The organism is Streptomyces sp. NPDC018833 (genome assembly GCF_044390825.1).
Lineage (GTDB): Bacteria > Actinomycetota > Actinomycetes > Streptomycetales > Streptomycetaceae > Streptomyces.
Map to the genome: position 1 here is coordinate 42,677 of NZ_JBIRZM010000022.1, position 20,654 is coordinate 63,330.

The window sequence follows — 20,654 nt, forward strand, 5'->3', positions numbered from 1 at the left end:
GGCAGAGGATCCTCACCCCGGACCGAACGACGGGTCCGACATCACCACCACCGTCCAGGGTGCCGACGGCGTGATTCTTGCGTCGTTGGCCAAGCCCCGCACCCGAGCTGACCCCTCCAGGGAGCGGCCATGCCCGCCGGCGGGGCCGTCTGCACGAGTCCAGGCGTCAGCGCCGGTCAGGCCGCAGTGGACCCGGCCGGGACGGCCCCGGGCAGATCCGCGACGCGGGCGAGGCGCCGGAAGGAACCGAGCAGCGCGTCGCGGTCGTACGTGCTCGTCGTCACCAGCACCTCGTCCGCGCCGGTGTCCTCGATCACCGTCTCCAGGGCGTCCGCCACCTGCTCCTCCGTGCCGGCGATGTGGCCATCGAGCCCCGCGCGGTAGAAGCCGCGCTCCTTGTCGGTCATGGTCAGCGCCTCGATCCGCTCCGGCGGCAGCAGGGGCGGGAAGACGCCGTGCGTACGCGAGTACGCCATCGACCACGCCTCCGGCACGAGCAGCCGGCGAGCGTCCTGCTCGGTCGCGGCGACCGCGACCGTGCCGGCGACGACCACATACGGCCGCTTCGACCACTCGGACGGCTCGAAGCCGCTGCGGTAGCCCTCGACCGCGTCCAGCAGCTTCTTTCTGCCCCGCAGGTCACCGATGACCAGCGGAAGCCCGGCCCGGGCGGCGATCGCGGCCCCCTCGCCCGTGGCGAGCACGTACGCAGGGACGCTGAGGCCCTCGGCGGGCCGGGCGTGCACCTGCGGATGCGCACGCTGCCCGCCCGTGAACCAGCCCAGCAGCTCGTCGAGCCGCGCCGCGAAGTCGTCGGCGTCCTTCTTGTTCCGGCCGAGCGCCCTGCGGATGCCGTCCGTGAAGCCGACCGAGCGCCCGAGGCCCATGTCGATCCGGCCCGGGAACAGCGACTCCAGCACCCCGAACTGCTCGGCCACCACGAGAGGTTGGTGGTTGGGCAGCATCACGCCGCCCGTGCCGACCCGGATGGTGGAGGTGGCCGCGGCCACCGCCGCGGCGAGCACGGTGGGCGCCGAACCGGCGACACCGGGCACGCTGTGGTGCTCGGACACCCAGAACCGGTGATAGCCCAGTGCCTCCAGCTCCTGGGCGAGGCGGACGGTGTCGCGCAGCGCGGCCGGCCCGTCGTGCCCCTCGCGGGTACGGGAACGGTCCAGTACGGACAGACGGGTGGCGGCGATCACTGAGCTCACGCCTTGTTCAACGCCCGTGCGCCGTGCAGATTCCCGCACCCCTCGCGCTCGGCCGCGTCCGGCGCCTCGCCGCGGCGCCCCGTCGGGCGCCGTCTAGTCTCATCGCGTGACGAGCAACAGCAGGCCGCTGGCCGTATTCGACCTCGACGGGACGCTCTCGGACGCCGGGCACCGCCAGTACCTGCTGGAACGCAGGCCGCGCGACTGGGACGCCTTCTTCGCCGCCGCACCCCAGGACCCGCCGCTGCCCGAGGGCGTCCGGATGTGTCTGGAGGCGGCCGTGGAGTGCGAGGTCCTGTACCTCACGGGCCGGCCCGAGCGGTGCCGTGCCGACACCCTGGACTGGATAGCCGCTCAGGCACTGCCCGAGGGGCGCCTCTTCATGCGGCGCAACGACGACCGCCGGCCCGCCCGCAGGACCAAGCTGGACATCCTCCGTCGGCTCGGCCGCGACCGGGAGGTCCGGCTGCTCGTCGACGACGACGAGCTGGTGTGCGACGACGCCGAGCGCGCCGGTTTCCGGGTCGTACGGGCACGATGGGGTGCGCGGAGCACGAGCGAGGCCATGAAGGACGCGCAGGAGCGCGAGGGACGCACCTGATACTCCCCGCCCGCCCGGGCGGGAGCGTCAGCCGCCGTCCTCCAGGCGGAAGCCGACCTTCAACCCGACCTGGTAATGCTCGATCCGACCCTCGACGATATGCCCCCTGATCTGCGTGACCTCGAACCAGTCGAGGCTGCGCAGCGTCTGGGACGCCCGCTCGATGCCGTTGCGAATGGCCTGGTCGACGCCGTCGGGGGAGCTGCCCACGATCTCGGTGACGCGGTAGGTGTGGTTCGACATGTGCGTCGCACTCCTCTCGGTGCATTGACTCCACGGTGCCCCACGGGAGGGCGTCCCGCGAGACGTCGCATCCAGGCGAGGTCCCGTGCGACCACCGAGGCCGCTCCCTCGAACGGGAGCCGGCGCGCCGACGCCGAGGGGCGCGAGGCGCCGCCCGGGCTGCCCGCGGCGGAGCCGCTGCCTGCGATGCCCGGGTCAAGCCCGGTTTGCGTGCCCGCACGCCGGCGGAGCGGCGGTAGCCGGTGCCGCTCCCGCGCCTGGAGGCCCGGCGGCCGCGGCGCGCGAAGCGGGCGGTGCGCACCGAAGCGCGCTCGTCGGGGCTCCGCCCCGAATGCGCGGGCGAGGCCCGACGTGCCGGCGCAGCCGGAGCACTGTCCGTACGTGCGCCGCCGGGCCCGCCCCGCCCCGCCCCACGTCACGCCGCCAGGAGCTCCGCGCGGAACGCGGCAGCCGTCCGGCGGGCCTCGCGCAAGCCGATGCGGACGAACTCTCCCTCCAGCTCGACGAGTTCGGCCAGGGGCTCGTCCTGCGGGCGGCCGCTGCGGAAGCGTGACCGGGCAAGGCCCAGGCGGGCCAGCGTCGCGCCCCGGGCCTCGTCCATCTCCTCGAACTCGCGCAGCGCCGACCCGTAGACCGCGCAGGCCTCCTCGTAACGCCCGGCCCGGAACAGGACGTTGCCGCGCATCTTGTGGTTGTACGCCAGCGCTCCCGCCAGCTCCATCTCCCGGCAGACGGCCTCGGCCCGCGTCAGCAGCCCGAGGGCCCGGTCCGTCGCGCCCCGCAGCGACAGCACGTCGGCCATGCCGCGCAGCGACCAGGCGCGCCCGCGGGCGTCGTCGGCCTCGGACGCGATCCGTACGCACTCCGTGAACAGCTCCAGCGCCGTGGCGTGGTCGCCGGTGTTCCGGCGCATCTGGGCGATGCCGGACATCGCCCACACCATGTGCCGCGACTCGCCGTGTGCCCGCGCCTGCCGCAGGAGTTGCTCGTGCAGGTCGGCCACGGCCGCTTGTAGTCGCCCTGTATCCGGCCGGTCTCGGCGCGGGCCGCCGTACGCGGGGTTGACCCACCCTTTGGTCCATACCAAAATCCAGCCACACCCGTGCGAGCGCGGAGCGCTTCCCCCCATGTCGGGTCCATCCTCCGTGCCCTCACACTGAAGGTGACCTCCGTGAAGAACCGCTCGCTCACTCTGTCCACCGCACTCGTGTGCGCTGTCGCCCTCGGCGGCTGCGGGCTGATGCCGGGAGGCTCCGCCATCAGGACCGTGCACGTGTGGCTGATGAAGGACAGCGTCTCGCAGGACTTCCTCGACCGCTTCACCGCAGCGTTCGAGGACAAGCACCCCGACATCGAGCTCGACGTCACCTTCCAGGAGTGGACCGGCATCGGGAAGAAGGTCACCGAGGCACTGGAGGGCGACGACGCCCCCGAGATCATCGAGGTCGGCAACACCCAGGTCGCCCAGTACGCCGAGAGCGGCGGACTGCGCGACCTCACGCTCGAGTCCGTCCGCGACCTCGGCAACGAGGACTGGCTGCCCGGCCTCGCCGAACCGGGCAGCATCAACGGCTCCCAGTACGGCATCCCGTGGTACGCGGCCAACCGGGTCGTCATCTACCACAAGGGCCTCTTCGCAAGAGCCGGCATCAAGGAGCCCCCGAAGACCCGTGCGCAGTGGCTGGAGATCTCCGAGCGGCTCAACACCGCGGGCACCGACGGGATCTACCTCTCCGGCCAGGACTGGTACACACTGGCCGGCTTCATCTGGGACGAGGGCGGAGAGCTCGCCGTGGACAGGGCCGGCGAATGGGAAGGCGCACTGCACACCCCCGCAGCCCTGCGCGGCATGGAGTTCTACCGACAACTCCAGTCGCACGGCTCTGGTCCGAAGGACGGCGACGAGGAGACCCCGCCCCAGGCCGAGGTGTTCGCCAAGGGCACGGTCGCCCAGATGATCGCGGTCCCCAGCGCGGCCACGGTCATCGAACAGGCCAGTCCCGCGCTCAAGGGCAAGCTCGGATTCTTCCCGGTGCCCGGCAAGAGCGCCAGGGAGCCGGGCGCCGTCTTCATCGGCGGCTCCGACCTCATCGTGCCGAAGAACTCGGAAGAACGGGCAGCCGCCGTCGAGGTGGTCTCCGCGCTGGCAAGCGACCCATGGCAGATCGACCTCGCCCGGACGATGAACTACGTGCCCAACAAAACCACGCTCGCCGATGAACTGGCGGGCCAGGAGGGCACCTCGGCCATGGCCGCGGGCGCGGTCAGGGGCAGGGCGACCCCCAACTCCCCGCAGTGGGCGAACCTCGAGGCCGACAACCCGATCAAGCCGTACATGACGGCCGTTCTGACGGGCCAGGACCCGCGGCGCGCCGCACGGGCCGCCTCCGACCGCATCACCGCCGCCCTGCTGCCCTGACCGGCGCCAGCGGGGACACGGGCGGCACCGGCGGCACCGGCAGCACCGGGGCACAGGCGGTACGGCTAGGCACGGGCGGCACCGGCGGCACCGGCGGCACCGGGGCACCGGCGGTACCGGGGCACAGGCGGTACGGGTAGGCCCCGGCGGCCGGGGGACGGACGGTGCGGGTCGGAACGAGCGGCACCGACGGCACGGCTCGTGAGTGCGACGGCGGGCATGGGACGGCACGGGCGGCAGCGCGGACACGGTCGGCACCGGCAGCACCGGGGCCACGGGCGGTACGGGTCGGCACCGGGAGGGAAGGACGGTACGCAAGGCTCGGCGCGGGTGCGGCGGCGGAGCATGGGTCGTCACCGACGGCACGGCTCGGCACATGTGCACGGGCGGTCACGGACGGCACGGCACCGGCGGCACCGGACAGCACCTGAGCGCACCCGACGGCACCGGAGGGTGAACGGATCCGTACACCAAATGCCCGGCATTCAGCGTCCGCACATCCACTCTCCGCCGGGCAGTCATGTCGAATCCAGCCGGCCACGGAAGAAGTAAGGAGCCGGGCCGCCGTACCCGCGGTCCGTCCCTTCGTCCGGCACAGGAGACCGCCATGCCAGCATCGCCCCTCGTCGCCACCGCCCCGGCGCCCGCCCTGATCCCGGCCCCCGCCCCCGTACCCGCCGAGAGCCCCGGGAACGACGAGCTCCGCTACATCGTCTCCCTCGCCCGGGACCAGGAGGACGTACGCGCAGCCCAGCGCCTGCGCCACCAGGTGTTCGCCGGCGAGATGGGCGCGCGCCTCGACGGCCCGGAGCCGGGGCTCGACTCCGACGCCTTCGACGCGTACTGCGACCACCTCCTCGTCCGCGAGGCGGCGACCGGCGATGTCGTCGGCACCTACCGGCTGCTGCCCCCCGAGCGCGCCCGCATCGCCGGTCGTCTGTACTCGGAGGGCGAGTTCGACCTCGCCCGCCTCGTGCCCATCCGTGACGACCTCGTCGAGGTCGGCCGCTCCTGCGTGCACCCCCTGCACCGCAACGGCGCCGTCATCGCGCTGATCTGGGCCGGCCTCGCCCGCTACATGACCCGCACCGGGCACAACTGGCTGGCGGGCTGCTGCTCCCTCCCGCTCGCCGACGGCGGCACGCTCGCCGCCGCGACCTGGGACACCGTGCGCGCCAAGAACCTCGCCCCCGAGGAGTACTGGGTCACCCCTCACAAGCTCTGGAAGGCGGACGGTGTCGCCCGCCCCGCTGGACGCGTCGAACTCCCGCCGCTGCTGCGCGGCTATCTGCGGCTCGGCGCCTGGGTCTGCGGCGCCCCGGCCCACGACCCCGACTTCAACGTCGCCGACCTGTACGTCCTGCTCTCCCTGCGCCGCACCAACCCCCGCTACCTGCGCCACTTCCTCTCCCTCGCCCCGGTGCGATGAGCGTCTGGCTGCCCACGGCGCCCTGCACACCCGAGGCCTGCGCCACCCACTCGGACAGGACGGCCGCCGCGCCGCTCGCCCTGCTCCGCCTGGTCGCCGGCGTGTCGGCCGTCCTCGCCGGGGTGGTGCTCTCCCCGTTCGCCGCGCTGCTCGGCCTGCTGTTCGGCGCGCGGGTGCGGCACGCGCTGACCCGGTACTGGGCGCGCGCGGTGCTGCGTGCCTTCGGCGTACGCATGCGCGTCACCGGCGTCCCGCACGGCGAACGCGCCTCGCTCGTCGTCGCCAACCACATCTCCTGGCTGGACATCCCCCTGATCGCCGCCGTGATGCCGGGCCGGATGGTCGCCAAGACGGAGGTGCGCCGCTGGCCCGTTCTCGGCCCGCTGGCGGCCCGCGGCGGCACGCTGTTCCTCGAACGCGACCGGCTGCGCGCCCTGCCCGCCGCCGTCGCCGCGATGGCCGACGCACTCCGCGGCGGTGCCCGTGTGATCGTCTTCCCCGAGGGCTCCACCTGGTGCGGGCGCGGGCAGGGCCGGTTCCGTCCCGCGGCCTTCCAGGCCGCGCTGGACGCGGGCGCCGCCGTCCAGCCCGTGCGCATCGGCTACGGGCCCACCGGCGCGGCGGCGTTCGTGGGGGACGACCCGCTGCCCGCGTCCCTGTGGCGCGTCGCGGCGGCCGGTGCCCTCACCGCGGAGATACGGCTGCTGCCGCCGATACTCCCCGGCTCTCGCACCGACCGCCGCTCACTCGCCCGCTCGGCTCAGCTCGCGGTGGACAGGCTCAGCGCGAACCGGCCCGCCTCGTCCGTCCACCAGTGCGTCAACGCCATGCCCGCACCGGCCAGTTCCGCGCGCACGCCCTCCTGACGGAACTTCGCCGACACCTCGGTGCGCAGCTCTTCACCCGCCTCGAAAGGCACCACCAGATCCAGCTCACGGATCTTCACGCTCAGCGCGGAACGGGCCCGCAGCCGCATCTCGATCCACTCGTGCTCCCGGTCCCAGACCGCCACATGATCGAAATCTGCCGGGTCCACGTCCGCGCCCAGCTCCCGGGCGATGACGGCGAGCACGTTCTTGTTGAACTGTGCCGTCACCCCGGCCGCGTCGTCGTACGCGCGCACCAGCACGGCCTCGTCCTTCACCAGGTCGGTGCCGAGCAGCAGCGAGTCACCCGGCGTCAGCAGATCCCGCACCGACCTGAGGAACACCGCGCGTTCGGCGGGCAGCAGATTGCCGATCGTGCCTCCGAGGAAGGCGACCAGCCGTGGTCCCGGTGTGCCGGGCAGCGCCAGACCCCGGGTGAAGTCGGCGATCAGCGCGTGCACATCGAGCCCCGGGCGCTCCGCGAGCAGCACCTGCGCCGCGCCCGTCAGCGCGCTCTCGCTCACGTCCACGGGCACATAGGTGTGCAGATCCGTCAGCGCGTCCAGCAGGAAACGCGTCTTCTCCGACGACCCCGACCCCAGCTCCACCAGGGTGCGGGCCCCGGTTGCGGCCGCGATCTCCCCGGCGCGCGCGGCGAGGATCTCCCGCTCGGCACGGGTCGGGTAGTACTCGGGCAGCCGGGTGATCTCCTCGAACAGCTCGCTGCCCCGGGCGTCGTAGAACCACTTGGGCGGCAGCACCTTCGGCGTGCGGGTCAGGCCGTGCAGCACGTCGGCACGCAGGTCGGCGTCCGTCGCGTCCTCGGGCAGGGTACGGGTCAGCAGGAACGGGCTCACTCGGTCGGCTCCTTGAGCTCGGTCAGCAGGAGATCGGCGCGCGTCGCGGTCAGCAGGGTCCGGTCCGGCACCTCCTGCCAGCGGGGATCGTCGTCGTACGGCTCCGAGGCCACGACCAGGCGGCCGCCGGAGCCGGCGAGGTACCAGAGGGTGTCGCCCCACGCGGTCGCCGCGATCGCGTGACCGTCGGTGAGGAGCAGGTTCAGCCGGCAGTCGCCGGCCGCCGCCGCCGTGTCGCGCACGGTGTCGGCAAGGGCCTGACCGAGGTTGTCGCCCGCCCGCAGGCGGTGGAGCACCAGTGCCCAGATCAGTGCGGAGTCGTTGCGTGCCTCCAGCGACAGCAGCTCGGTCGCCGGCAGTGACGCGGCCAGGCCGGCCAGGGAGCCCGGCCAGCCCCTCACCGCGCCGTTGTGACTGAACAGCCAGCGCCCGGAGGCGAACGGCGCGGCCGCCGCCTCGTTGTCCGCCCCGGGCTCGGTGGCGTCGCGCACCGCAGCGAGCAGCGCCTCGCTGCTCACCACCCGGGCGAGATCGGTGAAGGACAGGTCGGCCCAGATCGGCCCGGCGCGACGGTAGCGGGCGGGCAGCGGATCGCCCTTCGCGTACCAGCCGACACCGAAACCGTCCGCGTTCACCGTGCCGTAGCGCTGCCGGCGCGGCGCCCAGGACTGGCGCATCAGGGCGTGGTCCGGCTCGGTGAGCAGCGCGCCGAGCGGCTCCGGCGGCCCGAGATAGGCGAGGTGACGGCACATCAGGCGGCACCTCCCGTGCGTACCTCGGCGTCCCGCGCGGTGCGGAAGCCGGAGAAGATCTGCCGGCGCACCGGCAGGTCCCAGTTGCGGAACGTGCCCCGGCAGGCCACCGCGTCCACGGCGAACGAGCCGCCGCGCAGCACCTTGTGCGCGCTGCCGAAGAACACCTCCGAGTACTCGCGGTACGGAAACGCGGCGAAGCCGGGGTAGGGAAGGAAGTCGCTGGACGTCCACTCCCACACGTCGCCGATGAGCTGACGCACGCCCAGCGGTGATGCGCCCTGCGGGTAGCCGCCGGCCCGGGCGGGCCGCAGATGGCGCTGCCCCAGATTGGCGTGGAACGGCTCCGGATCGCCGTCGCCCCACGGGTAGCGCCGCGAGCGACCCGCCTCGGGATCGTGCCGGGCCGCCTTCTCCCACTCGGCCTCGGTCGGCAGCCGGCGGCCCGCCCACCGGGCGTACGCGTCGGCCTCGTACCAGCTCACATGCAGCACCGGTTCGTCCGCGGGGACCTCCTCGGTGATCCCGAAGCGGCGCCGCAGCCACACCCCGTCCGCACGCCGCCAGAACAGCGGCGCGCCGATGCCGTGGGCCCGGATCTGGCTCCAGCCCTCCTCGGCCCACCAGCGCCGCTCGGTGTACCCGCCGTCGTCGATGAACGCCTGATACGCGCCGCACGTCACCGGGACGGTGTCGATCCAGAAGGCGGGCACGTCCCGGCGGTGCGCGGGCCGCTCGTTGTCCAGCGCCCAGGGCTCCGTCGAGGTGCCCATGGTGAAGGGGCCACCGGGCACGAGGACCTCGGCGGGCAGCGGCTCCACCGGATGGTGTGGCGGCTCCGGAGCGGCGAGCACCGCGGGCCCCTTGCGCAGCTGATGGGTGATCAGCATCGTCTCGTCGTGCTGCTGCTCGTGCTGCGCGATCATGCCGAACGCGAAGGCGGCGTCGACGAGCGGCGCTCCCTCCAGCGGGGTCCGCTCCAGGACGTCCAGCACCCGGCCGCGTACGTCGGCGGCGTACACCCGTGCCTCGGCCGGAGCCAGCAGCGGCAGCGACGGCCGCGCGGCCCGGGGATGCTCGAAGGCGTCGTAGAGGGAGTCGATCTCCGGCCGCAGCGCCTCACGGCCGCCGACCGCGCGCAGCAGCCACTGCTCCTCCTGGTTGCCGATGTGCGCCAGGTCCCACACCAGGGGGGACATCAACGGTGAGTGCTGGGCGGTCAGTTCACCGTCGTCGACGCACGAGGTGAGGTGGGCGGTACGGGAACGGGCGCGGGTGAGCGCGTCGAGCGCGTGTTTCCGCAGTTCGTCGGTCATGTGACAGGCTCCCAGGCCACGGAGGGAACGCGCCGGTCGTCGGCGGGGCAGAGGCCCGGCAGGACATGGCGCTCGTTGAATGCGGCCACGCTCGCGCGCACGGCCTCGGACGCGCCGATGCGCTCCAGAGCCTCCAGCGCGGCGGCGAAGCAGGTGACGGCCGCGGCGTGCAGCTCCGGGTCGGTCAGCCCCCGCCTCGCGGCGGCGACCCACAGCGGGTTGCGCGGCGCGGGCCGCGAACCGGCGTACTCCGCAAGCGGTTTGACCGCCCGGTACACCGTCTCGGCCGCTTCCGGATCGTCGAACAGCGCGGTGGTGACGGCGAGCGGCACCATCCAGCCGTCCTCGCCCGGCTGGGCGTCGATCATGCGCAGTTCGAGGTGACCGCGCGGCCTGACCGGCGGGAAGAGCGTGGTCAGGTGGTAGTCGAGGTCGTCTCTCGTCGGCGGCCGGGGCGCCCCCGAGCGCAGCCACTGCCGGAACGTGAGCCCGTCCGGGCAGTCCCAGGCCCCCTCGGCGCGGCGCAGGCACATCACCGGCGCGTCCAGCGCGTGCGCGGCCCATGCCGACCGTGGATCCCGTAACGGGTCCGGCGCCAGGGGGCGCACGGGGTCGAGGGCGTCCCACACGGCCTGCCTGGCCGAGCGCCAGCCGGTGCGACGACCGGTGCGGAGCGGGGAGTTGGCGAAGGCGGCGACGAGGACCGCGCCCAGCAGATGCGCGAGAACCCAGCGTCGTGCGTGTCCCAGCGGGCCGGGTTCCTCCTCGCCCGCGTCCAGGCAGACCTGGACGGATGCCGAGCTGCACATCATCGTGCGCCCGGCCGGACCGGAACGGTCCAGATGCCGTTCCATCGCGTCGTACCGCGGATCGTCGAGAAGCCGGCGGGGCGGGTGCCAGGGATCGAGACCGGATCCCGTCGTGGCCAGGCCCGCGGTGCGCAGCACGGCCCGTACGGCACGCAGGTCGGCGGCGGTGGAGTCGATGCACTCCATCAGGGTCGCGGCGGGTCGTGAGCTGAGCTCCAGCTGGCCGCCCGGTTCGAACGTCAGGGCCGAGTCCAGCGGGAGGGCACGTACCTGGTCGAACGCCGCCGCGAGGCGCTCGGACGGTACACGGGTCCGGGGCCGGTCGAGGTCATGGACCAGCCACTCCACCTCCACCCCCACACGGCGGGGCGGGCCGGTCTTGAAGCAGATACATCGGAGCAGGTCCTCGGCCTCGTCCTCGGATATCGAGTGCCCGAAGCCGCCGGTATCTGGTGGATGCATAGATCGACTCCTCCTGTCGAGGGCCCCGCGGAAGGGCCTGATGTCAACCTAAAGCCACGTCCGCCGGTTCGCACAAGGGTGCGCTTGAGGAGCGGAAATCCGGTTGCCCGGTCCGCGCCCACCGGCGAGCATTGCAGCCATGAGCGCACGACTGCGGGGGATCGCGAAGCAGAACGAGGAGATCGTCGCGGCGGGGGTGTACCGGCTGCCGAACGGCCGTGAGATCCCGCTGGGGGACGACATCGCCGCTGCCGCGGACGGCACCCGGCTGTACGGTCCCGAGCCCATCGAGGTCACACCGGACACCGACCGCGCCACCGTCGTCGAGGTCACCGCCGAGAGCAGCACCGAGGCCGCCCGGAGGATGACCGCGGCGGCCCCGGGCCCCGTCGCGGTGCTGAACTTCGCCTCCGCGCGCAACCCCGGCGGCGGTTACCTGGGCGGTGCCCAGGCCCAGGAAGAGGCCCTGTGCCGGGCCTCCGCGCTGGACACCACACTCCTGCGCGCGCCCGCGTACTACGAGCACCACCGCACGGACCGCAGCGTGTTCTACTCCGATCGTGTCATCCACTCGCCCGCGGTCCCGGTCTTCCGCGACGACCGCGGCCGGCTCCTCGACAGCCCGTACCCGGCCGGATTCCTCACCTCCCCCGCGCCGAACGCGGGTGTGATCACCCGCCGTACGCCCGAGGATGTGCACCGCATCCCCGCCGCGCTCGCCACCCGTGCGGAACGGGTCCTGGAGGTCGCCGCCGTGACCGGATACCGGCGCCTCGTGCTCGGTGCCTGGGGCTGCGGCGTGTTCCGCAACGACCCCTCCGTCGTCGCCGGCGCCTTCCACGCGCTGCTGGGCCCGGGTGGCCGGTTCGCGGGCCACTTCGACGAGGTCGTCTTCGCGATCCTGGACCGTACGGCGGACAAGGGGACCCTCGGGGCCTTCCGCCGGGTCCTCACGGACGGGACCGTGGCCCAGCCGTAGACGTAGCACCGCCGCGCCACGGCGGGCCGGCGTGAGATCCGGCCATCCGCTGTTCCGGGGCCCCGGCCCGCACGGTGCCACGCGGCCGCGACCCGCGGACCCGTGGAGTCCCGCCCAGCCCGTAGGACCGGATCGACCTCCCAACGCCCGCCCCGGCAAGGGGAGTTCCGCGCACAAACAATTCCGGCCATCTGCCCCGACCGGTGTGCCACCGGTCTGGAAGTATGACGCGGGCGATGAGCCAGACACCCGAACTGCCCGTCCAACGCTCCGTCCCGACCAGTGCCGACGTCGCCCGGCTGGCCGGAGTCTCCCGGGCCACCGTCTCGTACGTCCTCAACAACACCGCGTCGGTCCGGATCAGCGAAGCCACCCGGCTCCGGGTCCGCACCGCCGCCGAGCAACTGGGGTACGTGCCGCACGCCGCGGCCCGCAGCCTGCGCGCCGGACACACCCGCACCGTGCTGCTCCCGACGGCCCATCTGCCGCTCGGCGAGTTGTCCCGGCCGTTCTCCGACGAGTTCCAGTGGGCGCTGCGCCGCCTGGACTACACCGTCGTCCAGTACGGCAGCCTCGGCCTGGAGGGTGACGAAGCCGCCCGCGCCTGGGCCGAGTTGCGTCCCGTCGCCGTCGTGTGCCTCGGGGACGCGGAACCGACGGCGCGCGGCGTGGAGGTGCTCAAGCGATCCGGTGCGCGCGCCGTCGTCACCCTCGGGCCGCGCGCCGTGGCGGGCGCGCACGCGCTCCTCATGGACCAGCGCAGGGTCGGCGGCTGCGCCGTCGGGCATCTGATCCGGCGCGGGCGGCGGGCCGTTGGGGTGGTCGTGCCCGAGGAAGCGGCGCTCCGCCCGTTCGCCGAGCCGCGTCTGGAGGGCGCACGCGCCGCCGCCGAGGGCACCCGCACGCGCGTCGTGCCGCTGCCCATGGCGTACCAGGAGGAGTCGGCGGCAGGGCTCGCCGCCCGCTGGCGCTCGCTCGCCCTGGACGCCGTCTACGCCTACGACGACGAGTACGCGATGCTGCTGATGCGCGCCCTTCAGGACGAGGGCGTGGACATTCCCGGCGAGACAGCCGTGATCGGCGCCGGCGATCTGTTGCTCGGCAGACTGCTGCGGCCCCGGCTGAGCACGGTGGGCATCGACATGGTCAGCGGGCGCAGGCTCGCCGAGCTCGTGGACCGCGTGGTGCGCGAACCCGGCACGAGGCCCGAACGGCACGAGCTGATGGCGGCGGGAGCGGTGCACCGCGAGTCGTCCTGACGGCGGCGGGGGCCGAGCGTTGCGAGTGCACCGACCACGGACGCTGAACCCCGCACCGCCGTGAGTCCACCCGCGGGCACGCTCATCTCGCAGGACTCGATTCGACACAGCCGGAGGAGCCATGTCGCTCCCGTCGACCGGATGGCATTAGAGCAGTTACAGCGGCGACTTTGAGGACGCCTGCGTGGAAGCCTCCGTACACACCGATGGCGACGGTGTCGGCCGTCGAGATCGCGGAGATCACCGCGCCTTGCTCCTGGAGGGGGCGCAGCCGTTCGGTGGTCATGCGGGTGGCCAGGTGCTCGCCGCGTTCCTCTGGGGCGACGCAGCCGGCGCCGAGGCATGCGCTGGGCACTGGGGAGCCGCCGAAGAACTAATTGACCAGCAGGCCGAGGCCACCGGCGACGACCCGGCCACCGCGGACAGCCACTTGGAGGTCGGCGTGCTCGCGCAGGTCGGTGATGTCGCCGACGCGGTGGCCGTAGGCGCGGGTGGCCAGCTCGTCGTACTGCTGCCACAGGCCGTCATCGGCCGTTAAATTGACACACCCCCGGACGGCGTCGGGTCGGGTGGGGAAGGTCCGCGTGAACGTCAGCACGCGCGTGCCAGCCTGGTTGTGGCCGGAGGTACGGCACGTGACGATCCCGGTGTCGGAGAGGCTCCTGGAGTGCCGGCGGCTGAGGATTTCCGTCTACGCGTAGAGCGTGTCGCCGATGAAGACGGGGGCTTCGAAGCGGACGTCGGTCAGCCCGAGGTTCGCGGATGTCAGGCCGCTGGTGCTGCGCACTGTCATGCCCGCGAGGAGGTTCAACGTGACGCCGCCGCATACGAGGATGCGGCCCCACTCGGTGCTGCTGGTGAACTGGGCATCGGTGTGGATGGGCGCGACGTTGCCGGTCAGCGCGGTCCCCAAGAGGTTGTCCGTCTCGGTGACCGTCCGCCCCGGCCGGTGCTCGATGACGAGGCCGACGGCGAGCTCGTCGTATCCGAGGCCGGCATTCTCGCGGATGCGACCCTCGGCGATGTGCCGAAAGCTCTTCGGCAGACCGCTGTTCATGGTGTCCGGTGGCTGTCGGGCGGAGTCGCTCATCCGTCCACCTCGCGGGCCAGGGCTTGGGCGGCGCTGAAGAAGGGAGTGCCCACCATCTGGCCGTCCACGGATGTGATGCTGCTTCCGCTTTGTTGGCCGGCGGCGACGATCGCCCGCGCACGGGCGATCTCCTCGTCGGAGGGCGAGAACGTGTCGTTGATGACGGCCGCTTGGCGGGGATGGACAGCACCCTTGCCGTAGAAGCCGAGCTCCTTGGCTTTCTCGGCTTCGCGCCGCAGCCCGTCGAGGTCGTTCAGGTCGAAGACCGGCGCGTCGATGGCGGGGATACCGGCGGCCGTCGCGCTGTTGACCAGGGCGCAGCGGGCGTAGAGCAGGGCCTCCCAGCTCAAGCCGCAGCGGACGGTCGCGGCGTAGTCGGCCGACCCGAAGACGGCGCCGCCGAGCCGGGGCGCGGCCATGATCGAGGGGAGCCTGTCGAAGGCGCGTGGCGTCTCGACCAGGCCCCAGATGTCCGGGGTGTAGCCCTCGGTGTCCAGGTCGCTGGCGAGGAGCTCGATGTCCCGGGCGGACTCGGTCTTCGGGACGAGGACGAGGTCGGGCCGGGCCGTGTACGCGGCCATGGCGACGAGGTCCTTGGCTCCCTCCAGGGTGGTCGGGGCGTTCATGCGGATGCCCAGGGTGCACGGCGCGTCCGGCCGGTCGAAGAACTGCTGCGCCTGGGTGCGAGCGGCCTGCTTGTCCGGCATGCGACGTGCGGCACTGGCCGAGGCAGAACACGCCCGCGTCCTGCTGACCGCGGCACCCGGTGACGAAGTCCCGTTCTGGGCTCTGGCCTGGGGACCTCCGGCGGCCTCGGTCTACTCGCGCACCGCAAAGGTCCACGAAACCCTTGGCGATTACCGCGCGGCCGCCGAGCAGTACGCCCTCGCCGCCTCCACCCGCCCCACCGGAACCTATGCCCGGATCGTCGCGCTCGACCTGGTGGCCGGAGTCGAGATGCACCTCAAACGCGGCGGCATCGAGCAGGCGTGTGCCACCTGGCACCGGGCCATGGACCACATGGACGGCGTACGGTCCGTACGCACCCGCAAGGCCGTCACGCGGATGCGATCCGACCTGGCCCGATTCCGTGCCCGCGGCCTGCGGTGTGCGGCCGAACTCGACGAACGGGCTCGAGACTTTCTCACCGGCACCTGACGTCCGCTATGTCCTCGCGAGAGATGTGCGCGCTGCGCGGAGAGCATCCGGTCCGTGACGATCGCGGAAGCCACGAACGACATGCACGTCCGGCTGGACCCGTACGGGCACATGCCCGAAGTCCAGGAACCGCGGCAGCGAGCGGAGGCAGTCCTCCCCGCCCAGCACCAGGACAAGACGCTCTTTTAAGTGCTGCCCTGGTGCTGCCATCCCAAGCCGCCAGCCGCGCCCTCAATTCCCTGATCACCCTCACCGTCGGCTCGATCTCCGCATGCGGCAGATCGCCGTCTGGGCCGAATCCGCCGCACCGAACCCGGACCCATCTGGTGTCAGCTTCTCGGGGCTTCAGCCCCGAGAAGCTGACGACTCCGAGGCATGGTCAGGAACGACTCTTTGCCCGGTGACGGCGTCAATGAACACGTCTTGCGATGCGGCGCTCATCATCCAGACGGGACGCCATCGGCCGTCGATGCGCTGTGCCAGCAGCGTCAAGTCCTTCGGGTCGTCCCCAGTCGCTTTCCTGCCCAGGTTCCTCGCCTGGTCTTCGCTTACCGTCGGTTCCGGAAGTTTGGGGTCCGGGACGATCTTCGAGCCGAAGCCCATGACGCGGCCGGTGGTGGTCACCGTCACCTGTAGGCGCAGCGGCATCATCACACCGTTCACGTAGCGCCGGTAGCTGATCGAGTAGACCTTGGTCGGGCCGTCGCCGACGGCCCGGACGGTCTCCTGGGCGGCGGCGATGTCCTTGGCGAACCACCGCCGGGCGAAATCCCCTCCGATCTTCTGCACCTGATTCTGGCTGAGATTCCCCTCATCGCCCTTGTTGTCGGTGGCCCATGCTTGCTCCAGCGTCTTTTCAGGCCACCAGCCGCTGACAGCGCCTCGGTCGGTGACTGCGGAAACCCTCGTCCGGGACCCCTCCTGCACGACGGATGACTGCGTCACGTTCGTGTCCTGGCCGAAAATGTCCTTCGCGGCCAGGGTGATCCAGCCGACCGCCCCTTCGGTTTCCAGGGCGAATTCCCGTCGCCGATCCTCCCGGGCGACGATGTCCTCGCCGGGTACCTGCCAGCGGAACAGGCCGGCCAGAAGCGCCGCCCCCACAACGGCCAGGACCGCTCCCCACAAAGCGTCACGGCCCGCACGGATATGCTCCCGTCGCCGAAGACGCAGCCAGAAGACGCCCGCCGCAGCGCCGATCAAACTTCCAGCTGCGTTCGCCGCCACGTCGGTGACGCTGCATGAACGCTCCAGAGGAAGGACGGCCTGGACGAACTCGATCGTCCCGCTGAACAGCATCGAGGAGACCGCCACGGTGAGGGGACGCCGGAACAGCAGCACCCCCAGCAGGGAGAGGGGAACGAACAATGCGACGTTGAGCAGCGCGCTCGGGGAGGCGAACAGGTCCGCCGGCGTTCCCGTGTCGCAGTTCCCGGACGCCACTCCGGAGTTGCCCGGCAGCAGCGTCACCGAGAGGACTCCTGAGAGGGCCGCAGCCAACAGTGTCCAGACGATGACGGGTTGATTTCGTGTTTTGGCGATCGCGGTCACCGGAACCGCGAGAAGGATAAATACCACCAGGAAGGAGAACAGCAGGCCGGGTACGGCTGCGATGGATGCTTTGATCAAGGAAACGCCTTCTGTGGATGCGGAAGCCGGGACGCGCGTGGCGGCTGCGTCCCGGCTTCGAGGGGCTTGATGAGCGGAATGGTCAGCAGATGATGATGTAGGGGGTGTAGTAGTTTCCGGTGCTGGTCTTCATGTAACCCTGGGGGCTGCAGTCGGTGTTCGACTTGAGCATGCCGCCCCAGTTCTTGGTCTTGGTCTGGCCGGCAGATATGTTCTGTTGAGTGTCGTAGTGGTAGCCCTTGCCCGTGGCCAGTGACAGGATGATGGACACGGTCGGCCCTCCGGTCTTTTTGTAAGAGGTGCTGGAGTAGAAGAGGCTACAGTTCCCACTGACCGTGCAACCGTCCTCCGCTGTCAAGGTCAGAACTCCATTACTGAGCTGGGTGCTGACGCTTTTGGCGAAGGCGCTGCTGCCTGTGAGTACGAGGGCGCTCGCAAGGGCGAGTGTTGTCGCGGCGCGCTTGAACATGGTCAGTTAACTTCCTTCGGCTTGAGGCAACTGCCGGGGATTGCTCCTGGCTGCGACGGCCGAGCATATGGTGATCAAACCGCGAGAGTGAGTTGATCGCGCAGAGTCGGCTTGAAGCAACCGTTCGATATGGGGCGGCGTCGGGAGCAACGGCCGAAGTGACGCTGGCGCGAGACTTGGGGCCCGTGGTGATCAGGTTGGTGGGGTTCGCGGACGGTGTCGCCGCTGTGTCGGTCGTGCGGTTGTTCGGCCGGACGAGGTGCTGCGCGGACTTCGGCTGCGGTGCGGCATGAAGGGGGAAATTCCGCTGGTGGCTCTGCCCTGTGGGGTGGCCCATCCGGGACCCCCAATCTGTCAGTTCGCCGCTGGCGGTAGTGCCGCACTGCTCCTTGCGTGGGCGCCAGCCTGAGGTGGAGCGGTGCGGCATGTGGAACCTTCGCGCCCTCAAAGCGCTGAAGGGAGGCGGGGAGGGCGCTGACGGCCGAGTCCGACGCGGCAGCGCCCGGACCGCGCGGCGTGAAGGGATCCATCAGCTGGTAGACGGCCTTGATGCCCGGTCTGTCCCGGTACTTTGAGTCTCGAACCGCTCATCGTCGACATGGGCGAGGGCGCCCTTGTCCTGGAGTTCCCTGCGGCCCCTGCCAGCGGTGTGTGCGGAGATCCCGTACCAGGTCCTGTGGGAGGGCGAACCTCTCCTTCCGCAGGCTCAGGGTGATCAGTAGCCTGGCCTTCCCCGGCAGGCTGAGGGCCTCGATGCAGGCCGTGGTCCCAGAACTCGAAGGGCAGTTGCAAGTACGGATCCCCGCTGTCACTGGGGGCTGCAGGGAGCGCCCGAGTCGTCCTCTCGGAGCTCACCTGGCCGCCGAGTCCGGCCGGGCAGGCGGGCGTGGATCGCGCTCGGGCGGAAATATGCGCAACGGCTACCGGAGCAAGAGGTGATGACGGAGGCCGGCGCCGTCATGGTGCTGGTCCCCAGAGATCGGCTGGGGGGCGCTGGGCCGGTCCGGGTAGGGCGTGCTGCGGAACAGGTCCTCTACGCGGGCCGGCGGTCCACTCCGGCCCGCGGCCGCCGGCTGGAGCGTGCGTCGCGAGTCGGCCTGATGACGGCCGCGGAGCCCACACCGCAGTGAGTCCGCCCGCCGCTGTCCCCAGCCGCCGTCTGGAGTCCTGGACCGCGAATGCACCTGCACGACGGTCGCGGCGTCCGGCACCGTCGTGAGTCCGCCGCCCGCAGCCGCCGGCCGGAGCGGTGCACCGCGAGTGCGTATGCCGACGACACACGGGGCCGACGACGTGCGGGTACGGCGGGGGGTGTCTAGCGTCGCCTGCATGAGCACTCAACCGAAGCGCTTCGGGATCCTGGTCCTGCCCGAGCACGTCGAGGGCGACGACCCGGTCACCGCCGCCGACAGCGCCATCCGCTCGGCTGTCGTCGACGCCACCGGGGAGATGGGATCCTCCGGCTATCCGCGCTACGTCGGTGACGGGGTGGAGGCGGACATCGACCCGGAGACCCGCACGGTGGAGGCGTTGCTGGTCGATGGGGCCGAGCTCGCGTACGGGCTGACGGTACGCGTGGTGGATGCCGCGGACACCTGAGGGCAGGCCCCGGGCGGTCAGGCCCCGACCCGGCGGCCGGCCCCTCGATCGGTGGCCCGTTGACACGGCGCGTCAACCGTCACAAACTCGGGCGACTCGATTGTGGACCATGGTTCCTCAGGGGAACCTCGGTCCTGGCCCGGGAGAGATTCGATGAGCATCCGCGACGTCTACATCGTCGACGCCGTCCGTACGCCGATCGGAAAGTTCGGGGGCGCCCTCTCCTCCGTGCGTCCCGACGACCTCGCCGCCCATGTCGTCAGAGCGCTCGTGGACCGCACCCCCGAGCTCGACCCGGCCCGTATCGACGACGTCGTCTTCGGCGACGCCAACGGCGCGGGCGAGGACAACCGCGATGTCGCCCGGATGGCGGTACTGCTCGCGGGTCTGCCGGTCTCCGTGCCCGGTGTGACCGTCAACCGGCTGTGCGGCTCGGGGCTCGAAGCCGTCATCCATGCCGCCCGTGCCGTCGCACTCGGTGACGCCTCGATCGCCGTCGCCGGCGGCGTCGAATCCATGTCCCGGGCGCCCTGGGTGCTGCAGAAGCCGGAACGCGCCTTTCCGGCCGGGCACCAGCAGCTCCACTCGACCACGCTCGGCTGGCGCATGACCAACCCGCGCATGCCCGCCGAGTGGACGGTGCAGCTCGGCGAGGGGGCCGAGCTCGTCGCCGACAAGCACGGCATCGGGCGCGAGGAGCAGGACGCCTTCGCACTCGCCAGCCATCGCAAGGCGGCCGAGGCCTGGGCCAAGGGACTCTACGACGGCGAGGTCGTCGCCTACGACGGCGTGGACCTCCCGCGCGACGAATGCATCCGCGACGCCACCTCCATGGAGGCGCTCGCCAAGCTGAAGCCCTCCTTCCGCCCCGACGGCACCGTGACCGCGGGCAACGCCTCACCGCTCAACGATGGCGCCGCCGCGCTGCTCCTGGTCGACGACGAAGGCCTGCGGGCGACCGGCCGGGAGCCGCTCGCCCGTATCCGTGCGTCCGCGGTCACGGGCATCGAGCCGCAGTTGTTCGGCCTCGGCCCGGTGGAGGCGGTGCAGCGGGCGCTGGCCAAGGCGGGCCGGTCGTTCGGCGACCTGACGACCTTCGAGCTCAACGAGGCCTTCGCCGCCCAGTCGCTCGGCTGCCTCGCCGAATGGCCGGAACTGGACCCGTCGGTGGTCAACCCGCGGGGCGGGGCCATCGCCATCGGACATCCGCTGGGCGCTTCGGGGGCCCGGCTGGCCGGTGCGGTCGCGCACCAGCTCGCGACGGCCGGCTCGGGCACGGGCGTCGCGGCGCTGTGCATCGGTGTCGGGCAGGGCCTGGCCCTCGTGCTCGAACGCTGACGGAGCGCCTGCCGCGGCCGAGGCCGAGCCGGGGGCGTGCGGGACACACATACGGCCGGGGGGGGGGGGGGGGGGCGGGCCCCCCCCCCCCCCCCCGCGCCCGGGGGGCGGGCGGACCCCCCCGCGGCGCGGCGCGGCCCGCGGGCGCGCGGCGCCCCGGCCGCC

22 protein-coding genes are annotated in these 20,654 nt (G+C 71.9%); 11 read left to right on the plus strand and 11 right to left on the minus strand.

Annotated elements, in window-relative coordinates; all coding sequences use genetic code 11:
- Positions 1-176: 176 nt before the first annotated feature.
- On the minus strand, positions 177-1,214 hold the full coding sequence (locus ACH5AF_RS31690) for an MsnO8 family LLM class oxidoreductase (protein ID WP_398906472.1): 1,038 nt from the start codon (positions 1,212-1,214) through the stop codon (positions 177-179).
- 106 nt (positions 1,215-1,320) lie between these two features.
- On the opposite strand from ACH5AF_RS31690, the gene ACH5AF_RS31695 reads away from it, so the two are divergent.
- The gene (locus tag ACH5AF_RS31695) at positions 1,321-1,815 is read left to right on the plus strand and encodes a hypothetical protein (RefSeq protein WP_398906474.1); all 495 of its coding nucleotides are present in this window, start codon (positions 1,321-1,323) and stop codon (positions 1,813-1,815) included.
- A 27-nt stretch (positions 1,816-1,842) separates the two neighbouring features.
- Here ACH5AF_RS31695 and ACH5AF_RS31700 read toward each other — a convergent pair whose 3' ends face one another.
- Together ACH5AF_RS31700 and ACH5AF_RS31705 are read right to left on the minus strand one after the other, a co-directional pair.
- Positions 1,843-2,058 carry a dodecin gene (locus ACH5AF_RS31700; RefSeq protein ID WP_398906476.1) on the minus strand — a complete coding sequence of 72 codons (216 nt, stop codon included), beginning with the start codon at positions 2,056-2,058 and terminating at the stop codon, positions 1,843-1,845.
- Between the two features lie 415 nt (positions 2,059-2,473).
- Complete coding sequence (locus ACH5AF_RS31705) at positions 2,474-3,061, minus strand: tetratricopeptide repeat protein (protein ID WP_398906478.1); 588 nt, start codon at positions 3,059-3,061, stop codon at positions 2,474-2,476.
- 168 nt (positions 3,062-3,229) lie between these two features.
- Here ACH5AF_RS31705 and ACH5AF_RS31710 point away from each other — a divergent pair, with 168 nt between their 5' ends.
- From ACH5AF_RS31710 to ACH5AF_RS31720, 3 genes are all read left to right on the plus strand, one after another.
- Positions 3,230-4,477 (plus strand): extracellular solute-binding protein, encoded by a 1,248-nt coding sequence (locus tag ACH5AF_RS31710; RefSeq protein WP_398906480.1) that lies wholly within the window; start codon positions 3,230-3,232, stop codon positions 4,475-4,477.
- Between the two features lie 607 nt (positions 4,478-5,084).
- Positions 5,085-5,906: a GNAT family N-acetyltransferase gene (locus ACH5AF_RS31715; RefSeq protein ID WP_398906482.1), complete on the plus strand. Its 822-nt coding sequence runs from the start codon at positions 5,085-5,087 to the stop codon at positions 5,904-5,906.
- Positions 5,903-6,772, plus strand: a complete 870-nt coding sequence (locus ACH5AF_RS31720) for a lysophospholipid acyltransferase family protein (RefSeq protein WP_398906484.1) — start codon at positions 5,903-5,905, stop codon at positions 6,770-6,772. The genes ACH5AF_RS31715 and ACH5AF_RS31720 overlap by 4 nt, the downstream gene beginning before the upstream one ends.
- On the opposite strand, the gene egtD is transcribed toward ACH5AF_RS31720, so the two are convergent.
- The 4 genes from egtD to egtA are packed head-to-tail and all read right to left on the minus strand — an operon-like array spanning position 6,667 to position 10,968.
- A complete protein-coding gene (egtD, locus tag ACH5AF_RS31725) occupies positions 6,667-7,629 on the minus strand; it encodes an L-histidine N(alpha)-methyltransferase (protein ID WP_398906486.1) in 963 nt (320 codons plus the stop codon). The genes ACH5AF_RS31720 and egtD overlap by 106 nt on opposite strands.
- Positions 7,626-8,381 carry an ergothioneine biosynthesis protein EgtC gene (gene egtC, locus ACH5AF_RS31730; protein ID WP_398906487.1) on the minus strand — a complete coding sequence of 252 codons (756 nt, stop codon included), beginning with the start codon at positions 8,379-8,381 and terminating at the stop codon, positions 7,626-7,628. Before egtC ends, egtD begins: the two co-directional genes overlap by 4 nt.
- The gene (gene egtB / locus ACH5AF_RS31735; protein ID WP_398906489.1) at positions 8,381-9,697 is read right to left on the minus strand and encodes an ergothioneine biosynthesis protein EgtB; all 1,317 of its coding nucleotides are present in this window, start codon (positions 9,695-9,697) and stop codon (positions 8,381-8,383) included. The genes egtC and egtB overlap by 1 nt, the downstream gene beginning before the upstream one ends.
- Positions 9,694-10,968, minus strand: coding sequence for an ergothioneine biosynthesis glutamate--cysteine ligase EgtA (gene egtA, locus ACH5AF_RS31740; RefSeq protein ID WP_398906491.1), 1,275 nt, complete (start codon positions 10,966-10,968; stop codon positions 9,694-9,696). The genes egtB and egtA overlap by 4 nt, the downstream gene beginning before the upstream one ends.
- Positions 10,969-11,107: 139 nt before the next feature.
- On the opposite strand from egtA, the gene ACH5AF_RS31745 reads away from it, so the two are divergent.
- The 3 genes from ACH5AF_RS31745 (at position 11,108) to ACH5AF_RS31755 (ending at position 13,744) form a co-directional block, all read left to right on the plus strand.
- On the plus strand, positions 11,108-11,947 hold the full coding sequence (locus ACH5AF_RS31745; RefSeq protein ID WP_398906493.1) for a TIGR02452 family protein: 840 nt from the start codon (positions 11,108-11,110) through the stop codon (positions 11,945-11,947).
- A gap of 236 nt (positions 11,948-12,183) precedes the next feature.
- Entirely contained in the window at positions 12,184-13,206 is a 1,023-nt protein-coding gene (locus ACH5AF_RS31750; protein WP_398906495.1) for a LacI family DNA-binding transcriptional regulator, read from the plus strand.
- A gap of 184 nt (positions 13,207-13,390) precedes the next feature.
- Entirely contained in the window at positions 13,391-13,744 is a 354-nt protein-coding gene (locus ACH5AF_RS31755; RefSeq protein WP_398906497.1) for a hypothetical protein, read from the plus strand.
- A gap of 153 nt (positions 13,745-13,897) precedes the next feature.
- On the opposite strand, the gene ACH5AF_RS31760 is transcribed toward ACH5AF_RS31755, so the two are convergent.
- Both ACH5AF_RS31760 and ACH5AF_RS31765 read right to left on the minus strand, forming a co-directional pair.
- Entirely contained in the window at positions 13,898-14,296 is a 399-nt protein-coding gene (locus tag ACH5AF_RS31760) for a MaoC family dehydratase (protein WP_398906499.1), read from the minus strand.
- Entirely contained in the window at positions 14,293-15,003 is a 711-nt protein-coding gene (locus ACH5AF_RS31765; protein ID WP_398906501.1) for an HpcH/HpaI aldolase/citrate lyase family protein, read from the minus strand. The genes ACH5AF_RS31760 and ACH5AF_RS31765 overlap by 4 nt, the downstream gene beginning before the upstream one ends.
- Here ACH5AF_RS31765 and ACH5AF_RS31770 point away from each other — a divergent pair.
- Both ACH5AF_RS31770 and ACH5AF_RS31775 read left to right on the plus strand, forming a co-directional pair.
- Positions 15,002-15,454, plus strand: coding sequence for a hypothetical protein (locus ACH5AF_RS31770; protein WP_398906503.1), 453 nt, complete (start codon positions 15,002-15,004; stop codon positions 15,452-15,454). The two genes, ACH5AF_RS31765 and ACH5AF_RS31770, sit on opposite strands and share 2 nt — an antisense overlap.
- Positions 15,455-15,508: 54 nt before the next feature.
- Positions 15,509-15,643, plus strand: a complete 135-nt coding sequence (locus tag ACH5AF_RS31775) for a hypothetical protein (protein ID WP_398906504.1) — start codon at positions 15,509-15,511, stop codon at positions 15,641-15,643.
- 156 nt (positions 15,644-15,799) lie between these two features.
- Here the strand turns inward: ACH5AF_RS31775 and ACH5AF_RS31780 are convergent, their stop codons facing one another.
- Both ACH5AF_RS31780 and ACH5AF_RS31785 read right to left on the minus strand, forming a co-directional pair.
- Positions 15,800-17,083 carry a VanZ family protein gene (locus ACH5AF_RS31780; protein WP_398906506.1) on the minus strand — a complete coding sequence of 428 codons (1,284 nt, stop codon included), beginning with the start codon at positions 17,081-17,083 and terminating at the stop codon, positions 15,800-15,802.
- Positions 17,084-17,165: 82 nt separating this feature from the next.
- Positions 17,166-17,354: a hypothetical protein gene (locus ACH5AF_RS31785; protein WP_398906508.1), complete on the minus strand. Its 189-nt coding sequence runs from the start codon at positions 17,352-17,354 to the stop codon at positions 17,166-17,168.
- Between the two features lie 1,527 nt (positions 17,355-18,881).
- On the opposite strand from ACH5AF_RS31785, the gene ACH5AF_RS31790 reads away from it, so the two are divergent.
- Positions 18,882-19,151: a hypothetical protein gene (locus ACH5AF_RS31790; RefSeq protein ID WP_398906510.1), complete on the plus strand. Its 270-nt coding sequence runs from the start codon at positions 18,882-18,884 to the stop codon at positions 19,149-19,151.
- Between the two features lie 153 nt (positions 19,152-19,304).
- Positions 19,305-20,489: a thiolase family protein gene (locus ACH5AF_RS31795; RefSeq protein ID WP_398906511.1), complete on the plus strand. Its 1,185-nt coding sequence runs from the start codon at positions 19,305-19,307 to the stop codon at positions 20,487-20,489.
- The last annotated feature ends 165 nt before the right edge of the window (positions 20,490-20,654 follow it).

Coding starts and splice junctions, on each gene's coding strand:
- ACH5AF_RS31750 (WP_398906495.1), top strand. CDS start 12,184: ATGAGCCAGACACCCGAACTGCCCGTCCAACGCTCCGTCCCGACCAGT.
- ACH5AF_RS31795 (WP_398906511.1), top strand. CDS start 19,305: ATGAGCATCCGCGACGTCTACATCGTCGACGCCGTCCGTACGCCGATC.
- egtC (WP_398906487.1), bottom strand. CDS start 8,381: ATGTGCCGTCACCTCGCCTATCTCGGGCCGCCGGAGCCGCTCGGCGCG.
- ACH5AF_RS31760 (WP_398906499.1), bottom strand. CDS start 14,296: ATGAGCGACTCCGCCCGACAGCCACCGGACACCATGAACAGCGGTCTG.
- egtB (WP_398906489.1), bottom strand. CDS start 9,697: ATGACCGACGAACTGCGGAAACACGCGCTCGACGCGCTCACCCGCGCC.
- egtA (WP_398906491.1), bottom strand. CDS start 10,968: ATGCATCCACCAGATACCGGCGGCTTCGGGCACTCGATATCCGAGGAC.
- ACH5AF_RS31770 (WP_398906503.1), top strand. CDS start 15,002: ATGCGACGTGCGGCACTGGCCGAGGCAGAACACGCCCGCGTCCTGCTG.
- ACH5AF_RS31745 (WP_398906493.1), top strand. CDS start 11,108: ATGAGCGCACGACTGCGGGGGATCGCGAAGCAGAACGAGGAGATCGTC.
- ACH5AF_RS31700 (WP_398906476.1), bottom strand. CDS start 2,058: ATGTCGAACCACACCTACCGCGTCACCGAGATCGTGGGCAGCTCCCCC.
- ACH5AF_RS31765 (WP_398906501.1), bottom strand. CDS start 15,003: ATGCCGGACAAGCAGGCCGCTCGCACCCAGGCGCAGCAGTTCTTCGAC.
- ACH5AF_RS31715 (WP_398906482.1), top strand. CDS start 5,085: ATGCCAGCATCGCCCCTCGTCGCCACCGCCCCGGCGCCCGCCCTGATC.
- ACH5AF_RS31790 (WP_398906510.1), top strand. CDS start 18,882: ATGAGCACTCAACCGAAGCGCTTCGGGATCCTGGTCCTGCCCGAGCAC.
- ACH5AF_RS31720 (WP_398906484.1), top strand. CDS start 5,903: ATGAGCGTCTGGCTGCCCACGGCGCCCTGCACACCCGAGGCCTGCGCC.